22 protein-coding genes are annotated in these 14,423 nt (G+C 44.7%); 11 read left to right on the top strand and 11 right to left on the bottom strand.

Annotated features, from left to right (window positions below; all coding sequences use genetic code 11):
- Positions 1-53: 53 nt before the first annotated feature.
- The 5 genes from HP398_RS21125 to HP398_RS21105 form a co-directional block, all read right to left on the bottom strand.
- Positions 54-740 carry a DUF4386 domain-containing protein gene (locus HP398_RS21125; RefSeq protein WP_173623555.1) on the bottom strand — a complete coding sequence of 229 codons (687 nt, stop codon included), beginning with the start codon at positions 738-740 and terminating at the stop codon, positions 54-56.
- A gap of 118 nt (positions 741-858) precedes the next feature.
- Positions 859-1,203: a YkgJ family cysteine cluster protein gene (locus HP398_RS21120; protein WP_173623554.1), complete on the bottom strand. Its 345-nt coding sequence runs from the start codon at positions 1,201-1,203 to the stop codon at positions 859-861.
- Positions 1,204-1,462: 259 nt separating this feature from the next.
- Complete coding sequence (locus HP398_RS21115) at positions 1,463-2,011, bottom strand: GNAT family N-acetyltransferase (protein WP_173623553.1); 549 nt, start codon at positions 2,009-2,011, stop codon at positions 1,463-1,465.
- A gap of 76 nt (positions 2,012-2,087) precedes the next feature.
- Positions 2,088-2,579 (bottom strand): GNAT family N-acetyltransferase, encoded by a 492-nt coding sequence (locus HP398_RS21110; RefSeq protein ID WP_017249026.1) that lies wholly within the window; start codon positions 2,577-2,579, stop codon positions 2,088-2,090.
- 173 nt (positions 2,580-2,752) lie between these two features.
- A complete protein-coding gene (locus HP398_RS21105; RefSeq protein WP_173623552.1) occupies positions 2,753-3,427 on the bottom strand; it encodes an O-methyltransferase in 675 nt (224 codons plus the stop codon).
- A 612-nt stretch (positions 3,428-4,039) separates the two neighbouring features.
- Here HP398_RS21105 and HP398_RS21100 point away from each other — a divergent pair.
- Positions 4,040-4,486, top strand: coding sequence for a YhcN/YlaJ family sporulation lipoprotein (locus HP398_RS21100; RefSeq protein ID WP_017249023.1), 447 nt, complete (start codon positions 4,040-4,042; stop codon positions 4,484-4,486).
- A 136-nt stretch (positions 4,487-4,622) separates the two neighbouring features.
- Here HP398_RS21100 and HP398_RS21095 read toward each other — a convergent pair whose 3' ends face one another.
- Complete coding sequence (locus HP398_RS21095; RefSeq protein WP_069844835.1) at positions 4,623-4,859, bottom strand: hypothetical protein; 237 nt, start codon at positions 4,857-4,859, stop codon at positions 4,623-4,625.
- 178 nt (positions 4,860-5,037) lie between these two features.
- On the opposite strand from HP398_RS21095, the gene HP398_RS21090 reads away from it, so the two are divergent.
- Together HP398_RS21090 and HP398_RS21085 are read left to right on the top strand one after the other, a co-directional pair.
- Positions 5,038-6,012, top strand: a complete 975-nt coding sequence (locus tag HP398_RS21090) for a bile acid:sodium symporter family protein (protein WP_017249021.1) — start codon at positions 5,038-5,040, stop codon at positions 6,010-6,012.
- A 230-nt stretch (positions 6,013-6,242) separates the two neighbouring features.
- Positions 6,243-6,494 carry a YolD-like family protein gene (locus tag HP398_RS21085; protein ID WP_017249020.1) on the top strand — a complete coding sequence of 84 codons (252 nt, stop codon included), beginning with the start codon at positions 6,243-6,245 and terminating at the stop codon, positions 6,492-6,494.
- 215 nt (positions 6,495-6,709) lie between these two features.
- Here the strand turns inward: HP398_RS21085 and HP398_RS21080 are convergent, their stop codons facing one another.
- Complete coding sequence (locus HP398_RS21080) at positions 6,710-6,943, bottom strand: hypothetical protein (protein ID WP_017249019.1); 234 nt, start codon at positions 6,941-6,943, stop codon at positions 6,710-6,712.
- 175 nt (positions 6,944-7,118) lie between these two features.
- Between HP398_RS21080 and HP398_RS21075 the strand changes: the two genes are divergently transcribed.
- Both HP398_RS21075 and HP398_RS21070 read left to right on the top strand, forming a co-directional pair.
- On the top strand, positions 7,119-7,679 hold the full coding sequence (locus HP398_RS21075; RefSeq protein ID WP_173623551.1) for a GNAT family N-acetyltransferase: 561 nt from the start codon (positions 7,119-7,121) through the stop codon (positions 7,677-7,679).
- Positions 7,676-8,728, top strand: coding sequence for a P1 family peptidase (locus HP398_RS21070; RefSeq protein ID WP_069844839.1), 1,053 nt, complete (start codon positions 7,676-7,678; stop codon positions 8,726-8,728). Before HP398_RS21075 ends, HP398_RS21070 begins: the two co-directional genes overlap by 4 nt.
- Before the next feature lie 62 nt (positions 8,729-8,790).
- Here the strand turns inward: HP398_RS21070 and HP398_RS21065 are convergent, their stop codons facing one another.
- Positions 8,791-8,979 (bottom strand): hypothetical protein, encoded by a 189-nt coding sequence (locus HP398_RS21065; RefSeq protein ID WP_017249016.1) that lies wholly within the window; start codon positions 8,977-8,979, stop codon positions 8,791-8,793.
- Between the two features lie 72 nt (positions 8,980-9,051).
- Positions 9,052-10,059 carry a glycerophosphodiester phosphodiesterase family protein gene (locus tag HP398_RS21060; protein WP_173623550.1) on the bottom strand — a complete coding sequence of 336 codons (1,008 nt, stop codon included), beginning with the start codon at positions 10,057-10,059 and terminating at the stop codon, positions 9,052-9,054.
- Between the two features lie 164 nt (positions 10,060-10,223).
- Between HP398_RS21060 and HP398_RS21055 the strand changes: the two genes are divergently transcribed.
- Positions 10,224-10,469 carry a hypothetical protein gene (locus HP398_RS21055; RefSeq protein WP_017249014.1) on the top strand — a complete coding sequence of 82 codons (246 nt, stop codon included), beginning with the start codon at positions 10,224-10,226 and terminating at the stop codon, positions 10,467-10,469.
- A 19-nt stretch (positions 10,470-10,488) separates the two neighbouring features.
- Positions 10,489-10,839 (top strand): DUF952 domain-containing protein, encoded by a 351-nt coding sequence (locus tag HP398_RS21050; RefSeq protein ID WP_173623549.1) that lies wholly within the window; start codon positions 10,489-10,491, stop codon positions 10,837-10,839.
- Between the two features lie 3 nt (positions 10,840-10,842).
- On the opposite strand, the gene HP398_RS21045 is transcribed toward HP398_RS21050, so the two are convergent.
- Positions 10,843-11,058: a hypothetical protein gene (locus HP398_RS21045; protein WP_069844841.1), complete on the bottom strand. Its 216-nt coding sequence runs from the start codon at positions 11,056-11,058 to the stop codon at positions 10,843-10,845.
- Positions 11,059-11,182: 124 nt separating this feature from the next.
- Here HP398_RS21045 and tlp point away from each other — a divergent pair, with 124 nt between their 5' ends.
- The 4 genes from tlp (at position 11,183) to HP398_RS21025 (ending at position 13,556) form a co-directional block, all read left to right on the top strand.
- The gene (tlp, locus tag HP398_RS21040; protein WP_017249011.1) at positions 11,183-11,401 is read left to right on the top strand and encodes a small acid-soluble spore protein Tlp; all 219 of its coding nucleotides are present in this window, start codon (positions 11,183-11,185) and stop codon (positions 11,399-11,401) included.
- A gap of 139 nt (positions 11,402-11,540) precedes the next feature.
- Positions 11,541-12,653, top strand: a complete 1,113-nt coding sequence (mnmA, locus tag HP398_RS21035; RefSeq protein WP_017249010.1) for a tRNA 2-thiouridine(34) synthase MnmA — start codon at positions 11,541-11,543, stop codon at positions 12,651-12,653.
- Positions 12,654-12,674: 21 nt separating this feature from the next.
- Positions 12,675-13,004, top strand: a complete 330-nt coding sequence (locus HP398_RS21030) for a hypothetical protein (RefSeq protein ID WP_017249009.1) — start codon at positions 12,675-12,677, stop codon at positions 13,002-13,004.
- Between the two features lie 39 nt (positions 13,005-13,043).
- Positions 13,044-13,556, top strand: coding sequence for an ACT domain-containing protein (locus HP398_RS21025; RefSeq protein ID WP_017249008.1), 513 nt, complete (start codon positions 13,044-13,046; stop codon positions 13,554-13,556).
- 35 nt (positions 13,557-13,591) lie between these two features.
- On the opposite strand, the gene HP398_RS21020 is transcribed toward HP398_RS21025, so the two are convergent.
- Entirely contained in the window at positions 13,592-14,413 is an 822-nt protein-coding gene (locus HP398_RS21020) for an alpha/beta hydrolase (protein WP_173623548.1), read from the bottom strand.
- Positions 14,414-14,423 lie beyond the last annotated feature (10 nt).

The raw sequence follows: 14,423 nt of genomic DNA, 5'->3' as shown, positions 1-14,423 counted from the left end.
AAGCGTGTAAAAAAAGGGATGTCTCCAATGAAAAGTCAGGAGACATCCCTTTCTCAATCCTGTTCCGTTGAGTTGAATCCTTTCATGATTAGCCATATAGCCAAAACCAATTGTTGAAAGGCTATTGGAATGTTCAACGTCATGTAGGTTGCATCCAGACCGATGAAGCGAATCATAAAGAATAAGCTTGCCAATATGGACAATGTAGACCCAATAAGACCCCAGACTGACAACCACCGTGGAACTAATTTTGTTTGGTAAAATACGCAGGTAAACAAGAACATAGCCAAAACAAATGCCAGTGTCGTTGCCACATGGTTAACCAAATCACGTCCTTCCCGTAACAATCCACCCAGGGTCTGAAAATACGATACATGCAAAGTTCCAACTTTTGCAAATTCGTGGCTTACTGTCAATAGCAACAGAAGAGTGATTACACCAATAATAATGAACACACCCGCAATGATCCCAAAAGCAACAGAGCCAAGAGCTAAACCTTTATGATGCTTACTTAAAATCGGATATAACCAAATAGGTATACCAACATAGGCAACGACCATTAACAACTGGAAAAACGCACCTATTCGTACCTGATTTTCATTTGTAGAAGCTTCGACAAGGTAGTTTGCTCCATCTATAACAGGAACAACACTACATATACCTGTAACCAACCCGACTATTAATAACACCCCAGTCATTACTGCTGACCTTCTACCTGCATTTGTACTCTTTCTCAGCATAATGAGCCTCCTTCTCATACACTACCCTCGGCGGATGAAATGAAGTGATGCTGCCTTCCTATAACATTATTATTCAGTTGAGATCCATGATTTGCTTCATTCTGAAAGCTCCGTTTCTTTAAAAATGCTGCCAAGTAAAATCAATACTCAAATACCCAATCTGTTTCTCTTTGAAGGTCAGCGCTTCTTTCGTTGCCAATTCCGGTTTGCGAAAACAGACAAGCTCTTTGTAATACCCAAAAGCGCGACACACTTCCGGTCGAACGCTATGGATGCCACACAGATCTTTTTGCATGTCGTAGAAGATACAAGTTCCAAACATTCTCGGTTGATTTTTCAGATCGTCACGGAGCTTTTTTGGAAGCGCTTTCAATTTCTTGTGTATCATTTTATACTCCTTCTCTGTTATGGGAACTGGACCACAGCACAATCCTTTACAGCCTTGGCAAGGCAATGCATCCATATCATCTACAACCTTTCGTCATGTGATGTTTGCTAGAAAGAACAAAAAAGATGATCCTCGCTGTTTCAGGAGATCATCTTAAGAACTACCGCATTCAATTGTGTTGGTTATTCAAAAATTCGGTAAGAAGAGAATACTGTACTTTTATTATAACACATGTAGGAAGATTTTGACGAATGCTTTCGAAAGAATGGCGGAACGTTTGGGTAGGGGAGTGAATGGGCTGCCATACAGCAGGCCCCTTTGTATGCTCTCTTGTTTATTTCGTCAAAACATATAACCATTCACCGTTGCAGTCCTCGTCGTCCCCAGTTAGGCCATCTAAGACGCGTTCAAAAGAGAAGCCGAGTTTCTCAATGATGTGTAGCGATGCTTTATTGTCTGGGTGTGCTTTTCCGTACAATCGTTCCAATCCGATTACATCAAATGCGTACGTAGTAAGAGCGGAGGCAGCTTCAAAAGCATAGCCGTTCCCCCAATAATCCCGTCCGATTAAATAATAGAGCTCTTTTTCCGGAGCCAGAAAATCGAGAACGTCAACACCACACCAGCCAATGAACCTGCCAGTAGCCTTTTCGCGTATGGCCACAGAATATTTAAAAGGCTTGTCAAAAGGGGTTTCATAACTGCTTCGTAGCCAGCGAAATAAGCGCTTGTAGTTTTCCAGAGGCAATACGTCCATGGGCAGGTAGGTAAACAACTCCGGGTTTTGCATGAGTTCAAAAGATTCCATCAAATCATCCTCTGCGTAAGGACGGATGATGAGTCGTTCTGTTTCTAAGTGCATGGCAGATATCGTTGCTTGCATGTAGGATGTCCCTTTCCATTTAGAAAATGAGCGCTGCATAAAAAAAGGAGAAGCGCTCACGGAAGCGCTTCTGACCTCATGTGTGTTTGATCAAAATGAGTTCTTCCACTTCTTCACTTCGTGCCTCCGAAAATGCCCGATCGACACCAATAGGCTGAAAACCGTTTTTTTCTAACACACGTATGGATGCAATGTTGTCATGAGCGACACGCGCATATACAGGACGTGTTCGGAGTTCCTCTAAAAAGAGGGTAAGTGCATTTGTCGCGATTCCTTTACCCCAAAAGCTTTTGTCAATCCAGTATCCAATCGTAGGCAAGCCAAACAGTTCAAAGCACAAAACATGACCGACAATCTGCCCATTCAAGACAATGGCTTTTTTCACAATCGAATCATTGTTCAAAATCCTTGTCCAATGAGCGGTGAATCCGTCTCTATCTTCAGGGTCCTTGACAGTAAAGGCCGCCATCTCATGAGCAGATTTGTCCAATTGCTGCCTGTAAAATATAGGGAGATCTGCTTCTGTTACTTCACGTAAAGCAAGGGACTGATCACGCAATGGCTCCAAGGAAAAGCACCTCCAAAAAACATCAGCTATTCTCTCTTCACCAACACTTTGATAATCAACGAAAGTACCGTGAGAACCAAAATGACATTAGCGATGAGCATAAAGCTAGGTAAACCAAGCCTAAACAAGATGTACACACTCCTACTCGTTACAACCTTTGAAAGTGAAAAAGACTAGTTCTCTCCGGTGACAAGCATGATCGCAAAGCCATCATAGCCCTTGCTGCCAACTGTCTGTACAACGGTTCCACTGACACGTTGCTCTTCCGCTACCAAATCGGTGAATTGACGTACACCGACAATATTAGGATCCGTGCTTGTTTCGTCCAAGACTTGACCACTTCGTACAACATTATCCGTGATAATCACAGTACCTTTGCGAGAGAGCTTCAATGCCCATTGGAAATAGTCGGGGTTTCCTTTTTTATCTGCATCTATAAAAATCATATCAAAAGGACCCTGATTTTCTTTGTGAAGTTGGATGAGGGAATCAAGGGCAAGTCCGACTTTCACTTCTACGATTTGATCGAGTCCTGCGCGTGCAATATTCGATTGTGCAACTTCTGCATGCTTCGGATCATATTCGAGAGTAATGAGACGCCCGTCAGCAGGGAGTGCCCGGGCTAGCCAGATGGTACTGTATCCACCAAGAGTGCCAATTTCCAAGATCGAACGAGCGCCTTGGATCCGTGCTAACAGATGAAGGAATTTACCCTGATTGGGTGCTACATCAATAGCTGGAAGGCCTGCAGCTGCGTTCTCTTGAAGAACTGTGACTAGAACGGGATCGGCTTCCAGTAATTTATCCGTAAAATAGTGATCAACCGCTGTCCATTGCTCTCTATTCATGATCTCAACTCCTCAAGATTTTACAGGGATATCATAACACGATTAGAAACTTCTGGCTGGCTTTTTTGTAGCAAATCACACATTTCAGCGAAGGGTTTCTATAGTAGATCAAGCTTTATAGGAAAGATTTTCACCTGTTACCATTATTTTCGCATAGCGTGAACGATAAGTTTTCAAGATAATAGAAAAGTAATCCAAGCTAGCTAGTATAATCCAACCTTGGGGATTCTATTCAACGCGTTCGACTAAATGATGCAGTCAAAGTCGGCGCAATTTTTTTGTTCCACCGATAGGTAAATGTACCTATTATTGTTCGTTGTCAATTGAAGCGAAGTCCTTTATGCTTATATCATTCACGTATGACATATGCGTACTACCCCGTACGCCCCAACCACTTTTTGTTGGTTGGGATTTTTTTTGTTCCATGTTATATCCAGCTATCTCCTATCGCGTTTCGATGCGATTTTTTATATCCTTATACATAGGACTTGCAATGTTCTTGGGGTCCGCGGTGACTCAAATTATGCAGAGGAGTCACCGCTTTTTTTTTACATACTTCCTCCGTTCCAGGTCAAGCTAGTAACAGGTGATTTTGGTCAGGAGGTGTTTTGTGTGCGGGCAACTTTCGTGGTGCTGACGCTGGCTTTTGCTTTGATTGTAACGGGGTGTACGAAGCAATCTGGTACAGAAACGAAGCAAAAAACGGAGTCCTTGTGCATGCCTGTTCCCGTTAGACATTATCAATGGGAAGAGCGCGCGAGATCGATTACAGCGAGCGTGAAGGGCATAGACAAAATAGTGGCTGTGCAAATCGACAAAGAGCTCGACGTAGCTATTCAAGTAACGAATTTTAATCGGTTCAAGCTGGAATCGATTCAAAAAGAAGTCGGAAAGAAATTAAAAGAGGCTTTTCCAGATGCCAATATTCATGTGACAGCTGACAAGCGATTGATAAAAGATTTACAAAGGCTAAGTGACGAACCGTGGCCAACCGATGTAAAAGCAGCATGCCAGAAGAAGAAATCCTTAAAAGAAATAGAAAAGAAAATGAAGGGCTAGCCTATTTCAAAAACCTCACACACTATATGGGTAGAGTGAGGTTCTTGCTGTCTGTTTTGACAGAATGATCAAGGTGAAATGAATATTCTGTGATTACCTAGCGAAGAAGAACTCCCTAACTGGGAGTCTATATAGGCTAGTGGTGATCATGATCGTAATGATGCGCGCGCTCTCGATCTCGATGGAAGTCGATGCCGCGTAATTCACCCTTGGCTTTTTCCACAAGTACTTGATAATCTCTTACCACTTCCGTCAAGGTCGTAACGGATTCCTTATAGTCGGGATCATTACAGATTCCATCTATCGCTCGATGGAGGTGATACATCTTATCTTCGGTTTTTCGGATAAATTCTACCCAATCCATTCCGTTCATAAAATACCTCCTTTCCGTCATAGGCTTTACTCCCAGGTGCGAAAGTATGCAAGGTGAAATTGCGAATATATGACTTGTATGTAATCTACTAATGAACTTTGGTCTTGTAACAATAATCTGTTCATGATAACATACCTCACATCAATAGCATCAAAGGACGAGACTTGAGGTGTATCAGATGAACGGGTTAGCCAAACTGAATCGATCGCTAGAGAAAATCATGCCCATACTCACGCCGAGTAGTGTTGCCATTGGCGTAATAGCAGGGACACATTTGCAACCGTTTGCTTTTTTGTCTCCTTGGGTATTTGCCTTCATGACATTTGCCGGCAGTCTGGGTTCAGGATTTAAAGAATTTGCAAAGGTACTGACCAGACCACTACCTTTAATCGTCAACTTATTCATTCTTCATGCCCTTATGCCGCTAATTGCTTGGTCAATGGCACGGTTGTTTTATCCAGATGATATCCATGTCATCACGGGCTTTTTATTGGCTGCTTTAATTCCAACGGGGATTACGAGCTTTTTGTGGTCATCGATTTATTTCGGGAACATCGCACTAACGCTATCCATTATTTTGTTGGATACGATGCTCTCCCCATTGATTGTTCCGTTGGGAATGTCCTTGTTTTTAGGGGCAACAGTTGAGATGGATTTGGCTGAATTGATGAAGGGTTTATTTTATATGATCGTGTTGCCATCGCTTGTCGGTATGCTGCTCAACCATTTATCAAAAGGGAACGTCAAAAAAACGCTGGCACCAAAATTAGCGCCATTTTCTAAGATGGGAATGGGTGTTGTCGTCGCGATCAACAGCTCGATGGTCTCGTCTTACTTTCATATGATGGACGCAAAACTGGTGGGGATGGCGGTCCTTGTGTTGTTTGTAGCTATTTTGGGTTATTTGATGGGGTGGGGGATCGCAAGGCTGTTCGGATGGGAGCGTGATGTGATCGTCACGTTAACCTTCAACAGTGGAATGCGAAACATTAGTGCTGGGGCAGTTATGGCGATCACGTACTTTCCTGCGCCTGTTGCACTTCCCGTTGTTCTCGGTATGCTTTTTCAGCAAATACTCGCTTCTACCTTCGGAAAGTTTTTGGAGCTGGTCGAGAAAAGACCGCAGCATCAAACACAGGAATTATCCAGTTAAAAGTAAGAGCCGTTTTCCAATTAATTTTTGGAAAACGGCTTTTTTCTTATGGTCCTCAAGACTCGGCAGAACAAATGGGGAGACTTTTCGAGAGGAACCTCTCATAAGGCAAGTACCTACCGTTTTCTCTCCCCGTTCATGAGGAATTGAAAAAAAGGTTGCGAACTTGTGTTCGTAATCACTATAATGGAAATACAATTTCTCACACAGGATGAGGCGGGTGGAAACGCGTGGCTAACGGCGATCTTGAAGTAACGGACAAAGAAAGAGAGGCATTTATGTACATGCTACGAGATTCGGGAAGAGAAAATTATCCATTGAATGTGAGCTGGTGTGTGTCCTTTGAGGGGGAGCGGGGGAATACGTGCAGCATGTGGGGTGTGGTCAAATGGGTAGACCCGAAGGCCAGGCGTGTTCAATTAGCAAACCAAACGATTAGTCAATGGATCGAGATGGAGAAAATTATCAATGTCCATGCATAGCTGTGCGTTTAGAAACCTTACATGAAATTCAACTCATGCAGGGTTTCTTTCTTTTTTGCACAAAAACCCAAGTCTATATGTAATAAAACCTAACGCAAAAACACAGAAAATTCGAAAGTTTGGTTGACATTCGTTCTTTTCGTGTTAGAATATGTTACATAGCATGCATTCTCTCCACTTCCTATTTGACCCAATCATGGGGTCCTTTTTTTTGCCTATGTTTCATTCTTCGGATATGGCTTCCCATCGGCTTGAAATAACTTGCTCACCATTCCATAAAGACGACCTGACATGTTAGGAAAAACGAAGGAGTATTCATTCGCTCCTTGATTTAGCAAGACGATCGGTGCTTCCACGATGTAGGGGACTTTCATTAGATCAAGCATCTTTTTATATTCCTCTACCTTGGAATGGTCGACCGTATAATAAAATGATTTGGAAAAATTCATGCGAGCACGCTCCTTTCCCTTATTGTAGCATATCCACAGTCAGGCGTATAAATGAACATAATAAATGTTATGTAAACAATGTAATTTCCTCTTTCTAGTATGAAGAGAGAAGATTCACAAAGATTGCTACCTATGATAGAATAAAAGACCGAAATTTTACCAAAGGAGATAAATGATGATAATCAGCGAACAACTACTTTCTGTGAACGGGTTATCCTACACGATTCGCTCTGCAATAGAAACAGATGCAGAACAGTTGTCGGAATTGCGACTGCAAATCGATGGAGAGACTGAAAATTTGGACAGAGAAAGAGGAGAGGCTTTCATCGATGTGCAAGGATTCGAATACATCATCAATAGGGATGCAGAAAGTCCAAGAAACTTGTTTTTAGTTGCGGTTGTACAGGATCGGATTGTCGGGTTTTCCAGATGTGCAGGTGTTTACTTAAACAGATTTGCACACAAAGTAGAGTTTGGTGTATGCGTCTTACAAGAGTTTTGGGGTTATGGCATTGGGAAAAATCTCTTGCAAGAATCAGTTGCCTGGGCAGACGCCAACCACATTACCAAAATGACGTTGAATGTGATGGAAACGAATGAGAAAGCCATTGAGCTTTACAAACGCTTTGGTTTTGAAATCGAAGGGGTACTCAGAGGCGACAAAGTTCTTTCCGATGGCAATTTCTACAACACCATTATTATGGGAAGATTCAAAAATGACAGGAGAGTAACATGACGAGAAAACGAGCGAGAGAATGTGGCGTATTGATTGGGACGGGTACCCCAGGTGTGTATAATGCAATTACAGATGTAAAAGGAGTGCGAGTCGGCCACAAAACGATTCACAAGGAAGACGTTTGTTCAGGTGTCACGGTGATAGTTCCCAACGACGGACAATTGGAGGGGCAGCATTTTCCTGCTGGTTTTTTCTCCTTTAACGGTACGGGAGAGTTTACGGGAAGTCACTGGATAGAAGAGACCGGTACGCTTGTGACACCGATCGTATTTACGGGAAGCCATCTGCTAGGGCTGGCACATCACCATCTTGCTCGTGCGACGAGAAAAATCGAGGGGCTTGAACCGTTTTCTAATGGAATCGTTGCGGAGACATGGGATGGTTGGTTAAGTGATCTCGAAAAGACGCAGATTCAGTATGAGGATTTGGAAGAAGCGATTGTAGAGGCGCATACAGGAAATGTCGAGGAAGGCAATGTAGGCGGAGGTACCGGGATGATCTGCTTTGAATTCAAGGGCGGAATCGGAACCTCCTCACGCATCGTCGAGACTGAATGTGGCACTTTTACTGTTGGGGCATTAGTGCAGACGAATTTTGGCAGAAGACAGGATTTGAAAGTGAATGGCATTCCTGTGGGCCAGATGATCTCCGAAAATGAAGTTCCTTTGCCGTGGGTAACACCAGAAAATGATGGTTCTTTCTTAGTCACGATTGCGACAGACGCGCCTCTCTTGCCGACACAATGCAAGCGCATTTCCAAGCGAGCGTCACTCGCGATGGCACAGCTCGGTGCGATTGGCGAGGAGGGCAGCGGTGATTTCTTTCTGACCTTTTCCACAGGAAATTGCTATTCATATGGCGACGAGCAAATGAGCACAATGAAAATGTTTCCGTCCGAACAACTGGATGCACTGTTTGAAGCAGCAATCGAAGCGGTCAAGGAAGCGATCCTGAACTCCATGCTGATGGCGGAAACGATACAAGGCCAGAAAAACAGAACCGTACATGCATTACCACTTGATCGTTTCGTAGAAATCATGTCTCGTTAAATGAAAAAACTCCGCTAGCGCTTAGCGGAGTTTTGTTGTCAGCTCATTTGTTAAACAATTGTTTAACTACTGAAGAAGCTACGGCTGGAACGCTTTCTTTTATAATGAGAGCTGCCGTGATGGGAATGTCCGTACCGATTACTACTAGAGCTGTATTTTCTGCGATGTTTGTAATCGCTGCTGCTGTATTTCCGGTACTTGTGCGAAGATGAGTGATTACCGAGTAAATTTTTCAAAAGCTTCTTGAGCATATCAATCACTCCTAGTTAGGTTGGAAGTCTATTCCGTATAAGTATATACGAATATGTTAGAGAATCGTTTCATTATTTTTCTACGTTTTCGTGAAAGGCTGGACCGATCAGATCAATCCGGTTCGTCCATATGCCCCCTGTAAAGCTTGCGGGCACTCGTTTTAAATCAGTCGGAACATCAAAGCCTTGCGACACTTCTCCACTGCCTGCGACTAAGATCACGCGGGTGTCTTTTGCTTCCATTCTTGCCATGAAACGATTCGGCCAACCCCAGAGCCAAGGGGCGATCTGATCGGGAATATGTAGTTGAGTCTGTGAACAGGCATCGGGCACATATCCTGACCAACCCACTGCCATGTACGGAATGAGGCAGCTTTTTAGTGATGCTTTGGACATGACACGCAGCTCTGGCATTTGTTGTTTCAGTATCTCGATTGGCTTGTCACCTCCATAAACAGAAAGCTGTGCCAATCGTTCAGCGGGCAATGCTGCCAAAACATCCGCCAACGCTTTCCCCTCAAGTGGGTCATTGCTTTTGATATGAATAAGCAGGGAGCGATCAGGGAAAGTTTGTAGCACATCATCGAGAGAGGGCATCATACCAATCCCTTTTCCACGGAAGGGAAAGGTTTTCCCTTCATCCGCTGTGTAATTGTAGCCAATGTCGAACTGTTGTAATTCGGTCAAGGTATAATCTCTCGTCACACCGGTTCCATTTGTCCGACAGTCGAGCGTCCAGTCATGAAACACGGCGAATCGATTGTCTTTGGTCCATTGCACGTCGAGCTCGACGATGTCCGCGCCTGCATCAAAAGCGGCTTTCATGGAAGGAATCGTATTTTCCAGGTACGGGTGTTCCGGTGGATAAATCCGTTCTGCCGTACAAGTTTCATTGGTGATGTTCTCCATATGAAAGGTTTGTGCCATCCCGCGGTGAGCAAGTAAAAAAGGCTCCCCTTCTGGCTCTTTTGCAAGATAAGAGCTGTTACCCAGAAACAGGAATGCGATGATAAGCAGGGGAATCCAGATGCGTTTTCGCTGGAACCATCTCTTTTGTAGTTGATCTCGTTGTTTTGACATGATGGGATACTGCCCCTTCCTTGTAATACTGTGTTCATTGTAGCAAAACGTAAGGAGGAAGGTACAACCTTTGGGAGTAGTGCTAGGGGCTTGGCATCATTCGAAAAGACTGGCACAATAGACGGAAGATAAGATGTATCCATGCGAAAGCAAGGGGAGGTTCCATGAAAATCGCATTACACCAAATCGCTTATCAGATCGGCATGCACCCAACCGAGATGGCGAAGCTTGTCTACGAGGGTGAAATAACAGGAGACGTACCTGACCGCAATCCGCAAGCGAAGGATGCTTGGGTGGATTTGCACTCTCTGCGTAACTTCATTCAATGGCGATATGATCAAGGGCAGATGGACCAGATGTTCTATGATAAAGCTATGCGTCACCTGAACAAAGCAATGCCAAAAAAATAATCAAATTTGGAGGAGAAACATGCAAAACTCTATCATTTACTGCATGGTACCAAAAGCATATTGGGAAAAGTGGATGGACAAGGATCACTACTTACCGCGCGATTACGAGCAGGAAGGCTTTATTCACGCGACAAAAGGGGACGAGCTGCTTGAAAAGGTAGCAAACCGCGTCTACGCACAGTTTGACGAGGAGTTGTATGTACTCGTTGTCGATGAAACCAAAACGACTTCGGAAGTCAAATACGAGGCAGCGAAGGATGGATTGCTGTATCCGCACATCTATGGACCGCTGAATCAAGATGCGATTATGGATATGAAGCAATTGAATCGGATAGACGGCCAGTGGCGTCTGGGAACGTCCATCCGCTAATCTCTACCAGTTAAACCATTTGAGTAGCGCAAGCACTTCTTGGCGCTTGGCCTCAGGTAGCTTGTCGAGTCTGCGCAAGAGAAGATCGATTCGCATGCGCTGTTCCACTTCGGATACAGGTACCTTTTGCCCCTTCACCCATTGTCGTTTCAGGCGGACGGGATCTGTATCAGAGATGATCCGAAGCAGCTTTCTTTCCAGCAAATCTAAGGAAGCCATAGGGGAAACCCTCTTTTTCGTTTAATCCGTTTCTTCTATTATAACACGGGTACATAAAGAAACCATGATTGGCGCACAATGGTAAAGGTGTTGCATATAACCCTTTGTAGGAGGCGTATCGATCATGGCGAAGCCGGATGACCGTTCTGACAACGCAGAAAAGCTGCAAAACATGATTTCTAATACGGAAGAGAACATTCGTGAGTCCGAAGCTTACCTAGCGGCTAATGCTGGCGAGATTTCCGAGGAGGAAAGAACAAACCTCGAAGCAAAAAATCAGCGTCGTGAAGAAAGCATCGAGGGATATCGCGCGGAAATCAAGGATGAATCTTCGCAGGCTTAACCTTACTACCAAACGTCTGGCGCCAACTATGCGTCAGGCGTTTTTTCATTCTATTGGGCAAAAGTGTAACAAAACATGATTTGTTTTGCGAAACATGGTAATCTGTAATGGTACAAATTGAATAAGAGGAGAAAGACTTATGAAGCGACCAGAAGATACACGCGTCGTTGTCGGCATGTCCGGCGGAGTCGACTCCTCCGTGACGGCTTACCTGCTTAAGCAACAGGGATATGACGTCATCGGCATCTTCATGAAAAACTGGGATGATACCGATGAATTCGGCCACTGCACGGCGGAAGAAGACTTCCAGGATGTCCGGCGCGTCTGTGAACAGATCGGCATTCCATATTACACGGTAAACTTTGAAAAAGAATACATGGATAAGGTATTCCAGTATTTTTTGGATGAATATAAACGAGGCCGTACACCGAATCCGGATGTCATGTGCAACCGTGAAATCAAGTTCGGCGAGCTTCTTGCCAAGGTCATGGATCTTGGGGCGGATTATATTGCCACCGGCCATTACGCGCAGGTCAAGCACATTGATGGCGAATACAAACTCATTCGTGGCGCTGACAACAACAAGGATCAGACTTACTTCTTGAATGTATTGGGCCAAGAACAGCTTTCCAAAACGATGTTCCCGATTGGTCATCTCCCGAAACCTCAAGTAAGGGAGATCGCAGAGAAAGCAGGACTCTATACAGCGAAAAAGAAGGATAGTACAGGGATCTGTTTTATTGGAGAGCGCAACTTCCGTGAGTTCCTGCAAAACTATTTGCCTGCCAAACCAGGAAATATCGAGACCGTAGAAGGAGCAATCATCGGCACGCACGACGGACTGATGTACTATACATTGGGTCAACGACAAGGCTTAGGAATAGGTGGAGGTCATGGCACGAGCGGACAGCCTTGGTTTGTTGTAGACAAAGATCTGGAGCGTAATGTCCTGATCGTAGGTGAAGGCTCTGATCATATCCGTCTGTACTCGAAGAGCCTCTTGGCAACCAACGTTAGCTGGACGAGTGATAAAAAGCCTTCCGAAACATTTACTTGTACAGCGAAATTCCGTTATCGCCAGCCAGATCAGGGAGTAACTATTCACCTGCTGGAGGACGGAAACGTGGAGGTCATTTTTGACCAGCCGCAAAAAGCAGTAACACCTGGTCAGGCTGTCGTCTTCTACGATGGGGAAGTGTGCTTGGGTGGCGGTACGATTGACAAGGTACGCTTAGTTGATAAAGAGAACTAAGATAGACGGGGGAAGCACTCGGTGGATGCTACGAAAAAATCAAAAGTGATTATCGTTTCGTTTTTGGCGGGAGCGGTTCTCTTGGCGATCATCTCTTATTTTGGGATGGCCTCCATGGGTAAAGAGCATATGGCGACGATCCAAAACGTCATCAAGGAGAACGGCGGGGCTGTAGTTGCGGGTGGAGTGACAGCGGTTCCGAAGGAGGAAAGTCCTTTTACCAATAGCGGAAAAGGCAATACCATCTACCGAATCTACTATACGAAAGATGGACAAACGTTGACGGCTTGGTATCGTGCTGATAACGAATCCTCTATCAAGAAAGAGCCGGAAGCTTGGATTCTGCCGTGAAAACAAGGATAAACCTGACTGGGAGAGTGAAGGCAACACATGACCCAATATGCTGGACTGCGTGAACTAGCTGAACTGATTCAAAGACTCGAGCCAGAGTTAGCGGGTGCACAATTAAGTATTCTTGCTCATGAAAATAAAGAGGAAATTGCAACGCAGTTAGTGGAAGGACTAGGGACGAAGGTTCCTGTCCAACATAGCTCCGGTGAATATGCGAATCATTTGGCGGTGTTGCGGGTAGGAGCGAACAAGTACACCTTGGCGCAAGATTGGAGAGAAGTGTACATCAGTGAAATCAATTACTGTGCGTGTCGCATACCTCCAGGTGCCCATGGATTGTTGGTTCGCCATATCGATTATCCAGGTGTGATTTATGATGTCTCACGAAAACTGGCCGAACATCAAATCAATGTTTCCAAGTTGAATGTATCGCGTGAGCAAAAAGGGAAGAATGCCCTGCTTATCTCTGTGACCGATGAAGAGATTACACCGACGATTGTATCTGCCATCGAAGAGCTGCCCCAAATCACCAAAGTGTTATCTCTGCAGTAAGCGAGCGAATCATGATAAACAAAAACTGCCCGTTATTAGCGGGCAGTTTTTTTCGTAGCGAATTTGAGTCCTTGGCAAATTAAGACGGGCAAGACGGACGAATGATTTTCGTCAGCAAATTCTTTAAAGGAAGCCTTGATTTGACCTTTGCCCATGGAGGACAATCGTTCGATCATCGCCAGAGATTTTTCTTTGACTAAGAATCGCCCATCGTTTTCCAACTCCCCGATGGTGAGGAGTGCATGGACGTCGAGGTCATCTGTCAGCAGGCTCGGTAATTGACTCTCCTTCGCAAGCAGTACGCTCTCATTCCAATGGATCGAAGGACTGCCAGCTATATAACGCTGAAAAGCGTGTGGTCTCGACAAAAGTACATGCAAGACAAACAAGCCACCTAACGAATGTCCAAAAATCGCTTGTTGCGTCCGATCGATGGGGAAGTCGTTTTCGATACTCGGCTTGAGGTCCTCCTCTAAAAAGGTGAGGAACTGCTCTGCTCCCCCCATCTGAGGCCAGTCGGCTCCTTGTGGGTTGCCAGGAAGCTCTGTGACGGGAACTTCATACGTGTAATCAAAGAAACGGGCAGGATGGTACGGACCGTCCGTTGGATACCCAATCCCGACGACGATAGCAGGATACACGCCAGTTCGTTCAGGGCCACGTGATTGTATTCGTATCGCTTCGGTCATGGTTGCAAAAACAGAGTTGCCATCTAGCAAATATATGACGGGAAAGCCTGATTCCGGAGGGGGATCGGCAGGTATACTTACAAAAATGTGATAGTCACGCTCTTGATAAGTCATGATTTTACTGTAAGAACGAGGAATGACGACAGGTTGATAGTCGGTGCTTTTCATGAGGGCTACT

The organism is Brevibacillus sp. HB1.4B (assembly GCF_013284285.1).
Classification (GTDB): Bacteria; Bacillota; Bacilli; order Brevibacillales; family Brevibacillaceae; genus Brevibacillus; species Brevibacillus porteri.
The sequence above is the reverse complement of the archived record's forward strand: the minus strand, read 5'-3'. Positions and strand labels throughout refer to the sequence as shown.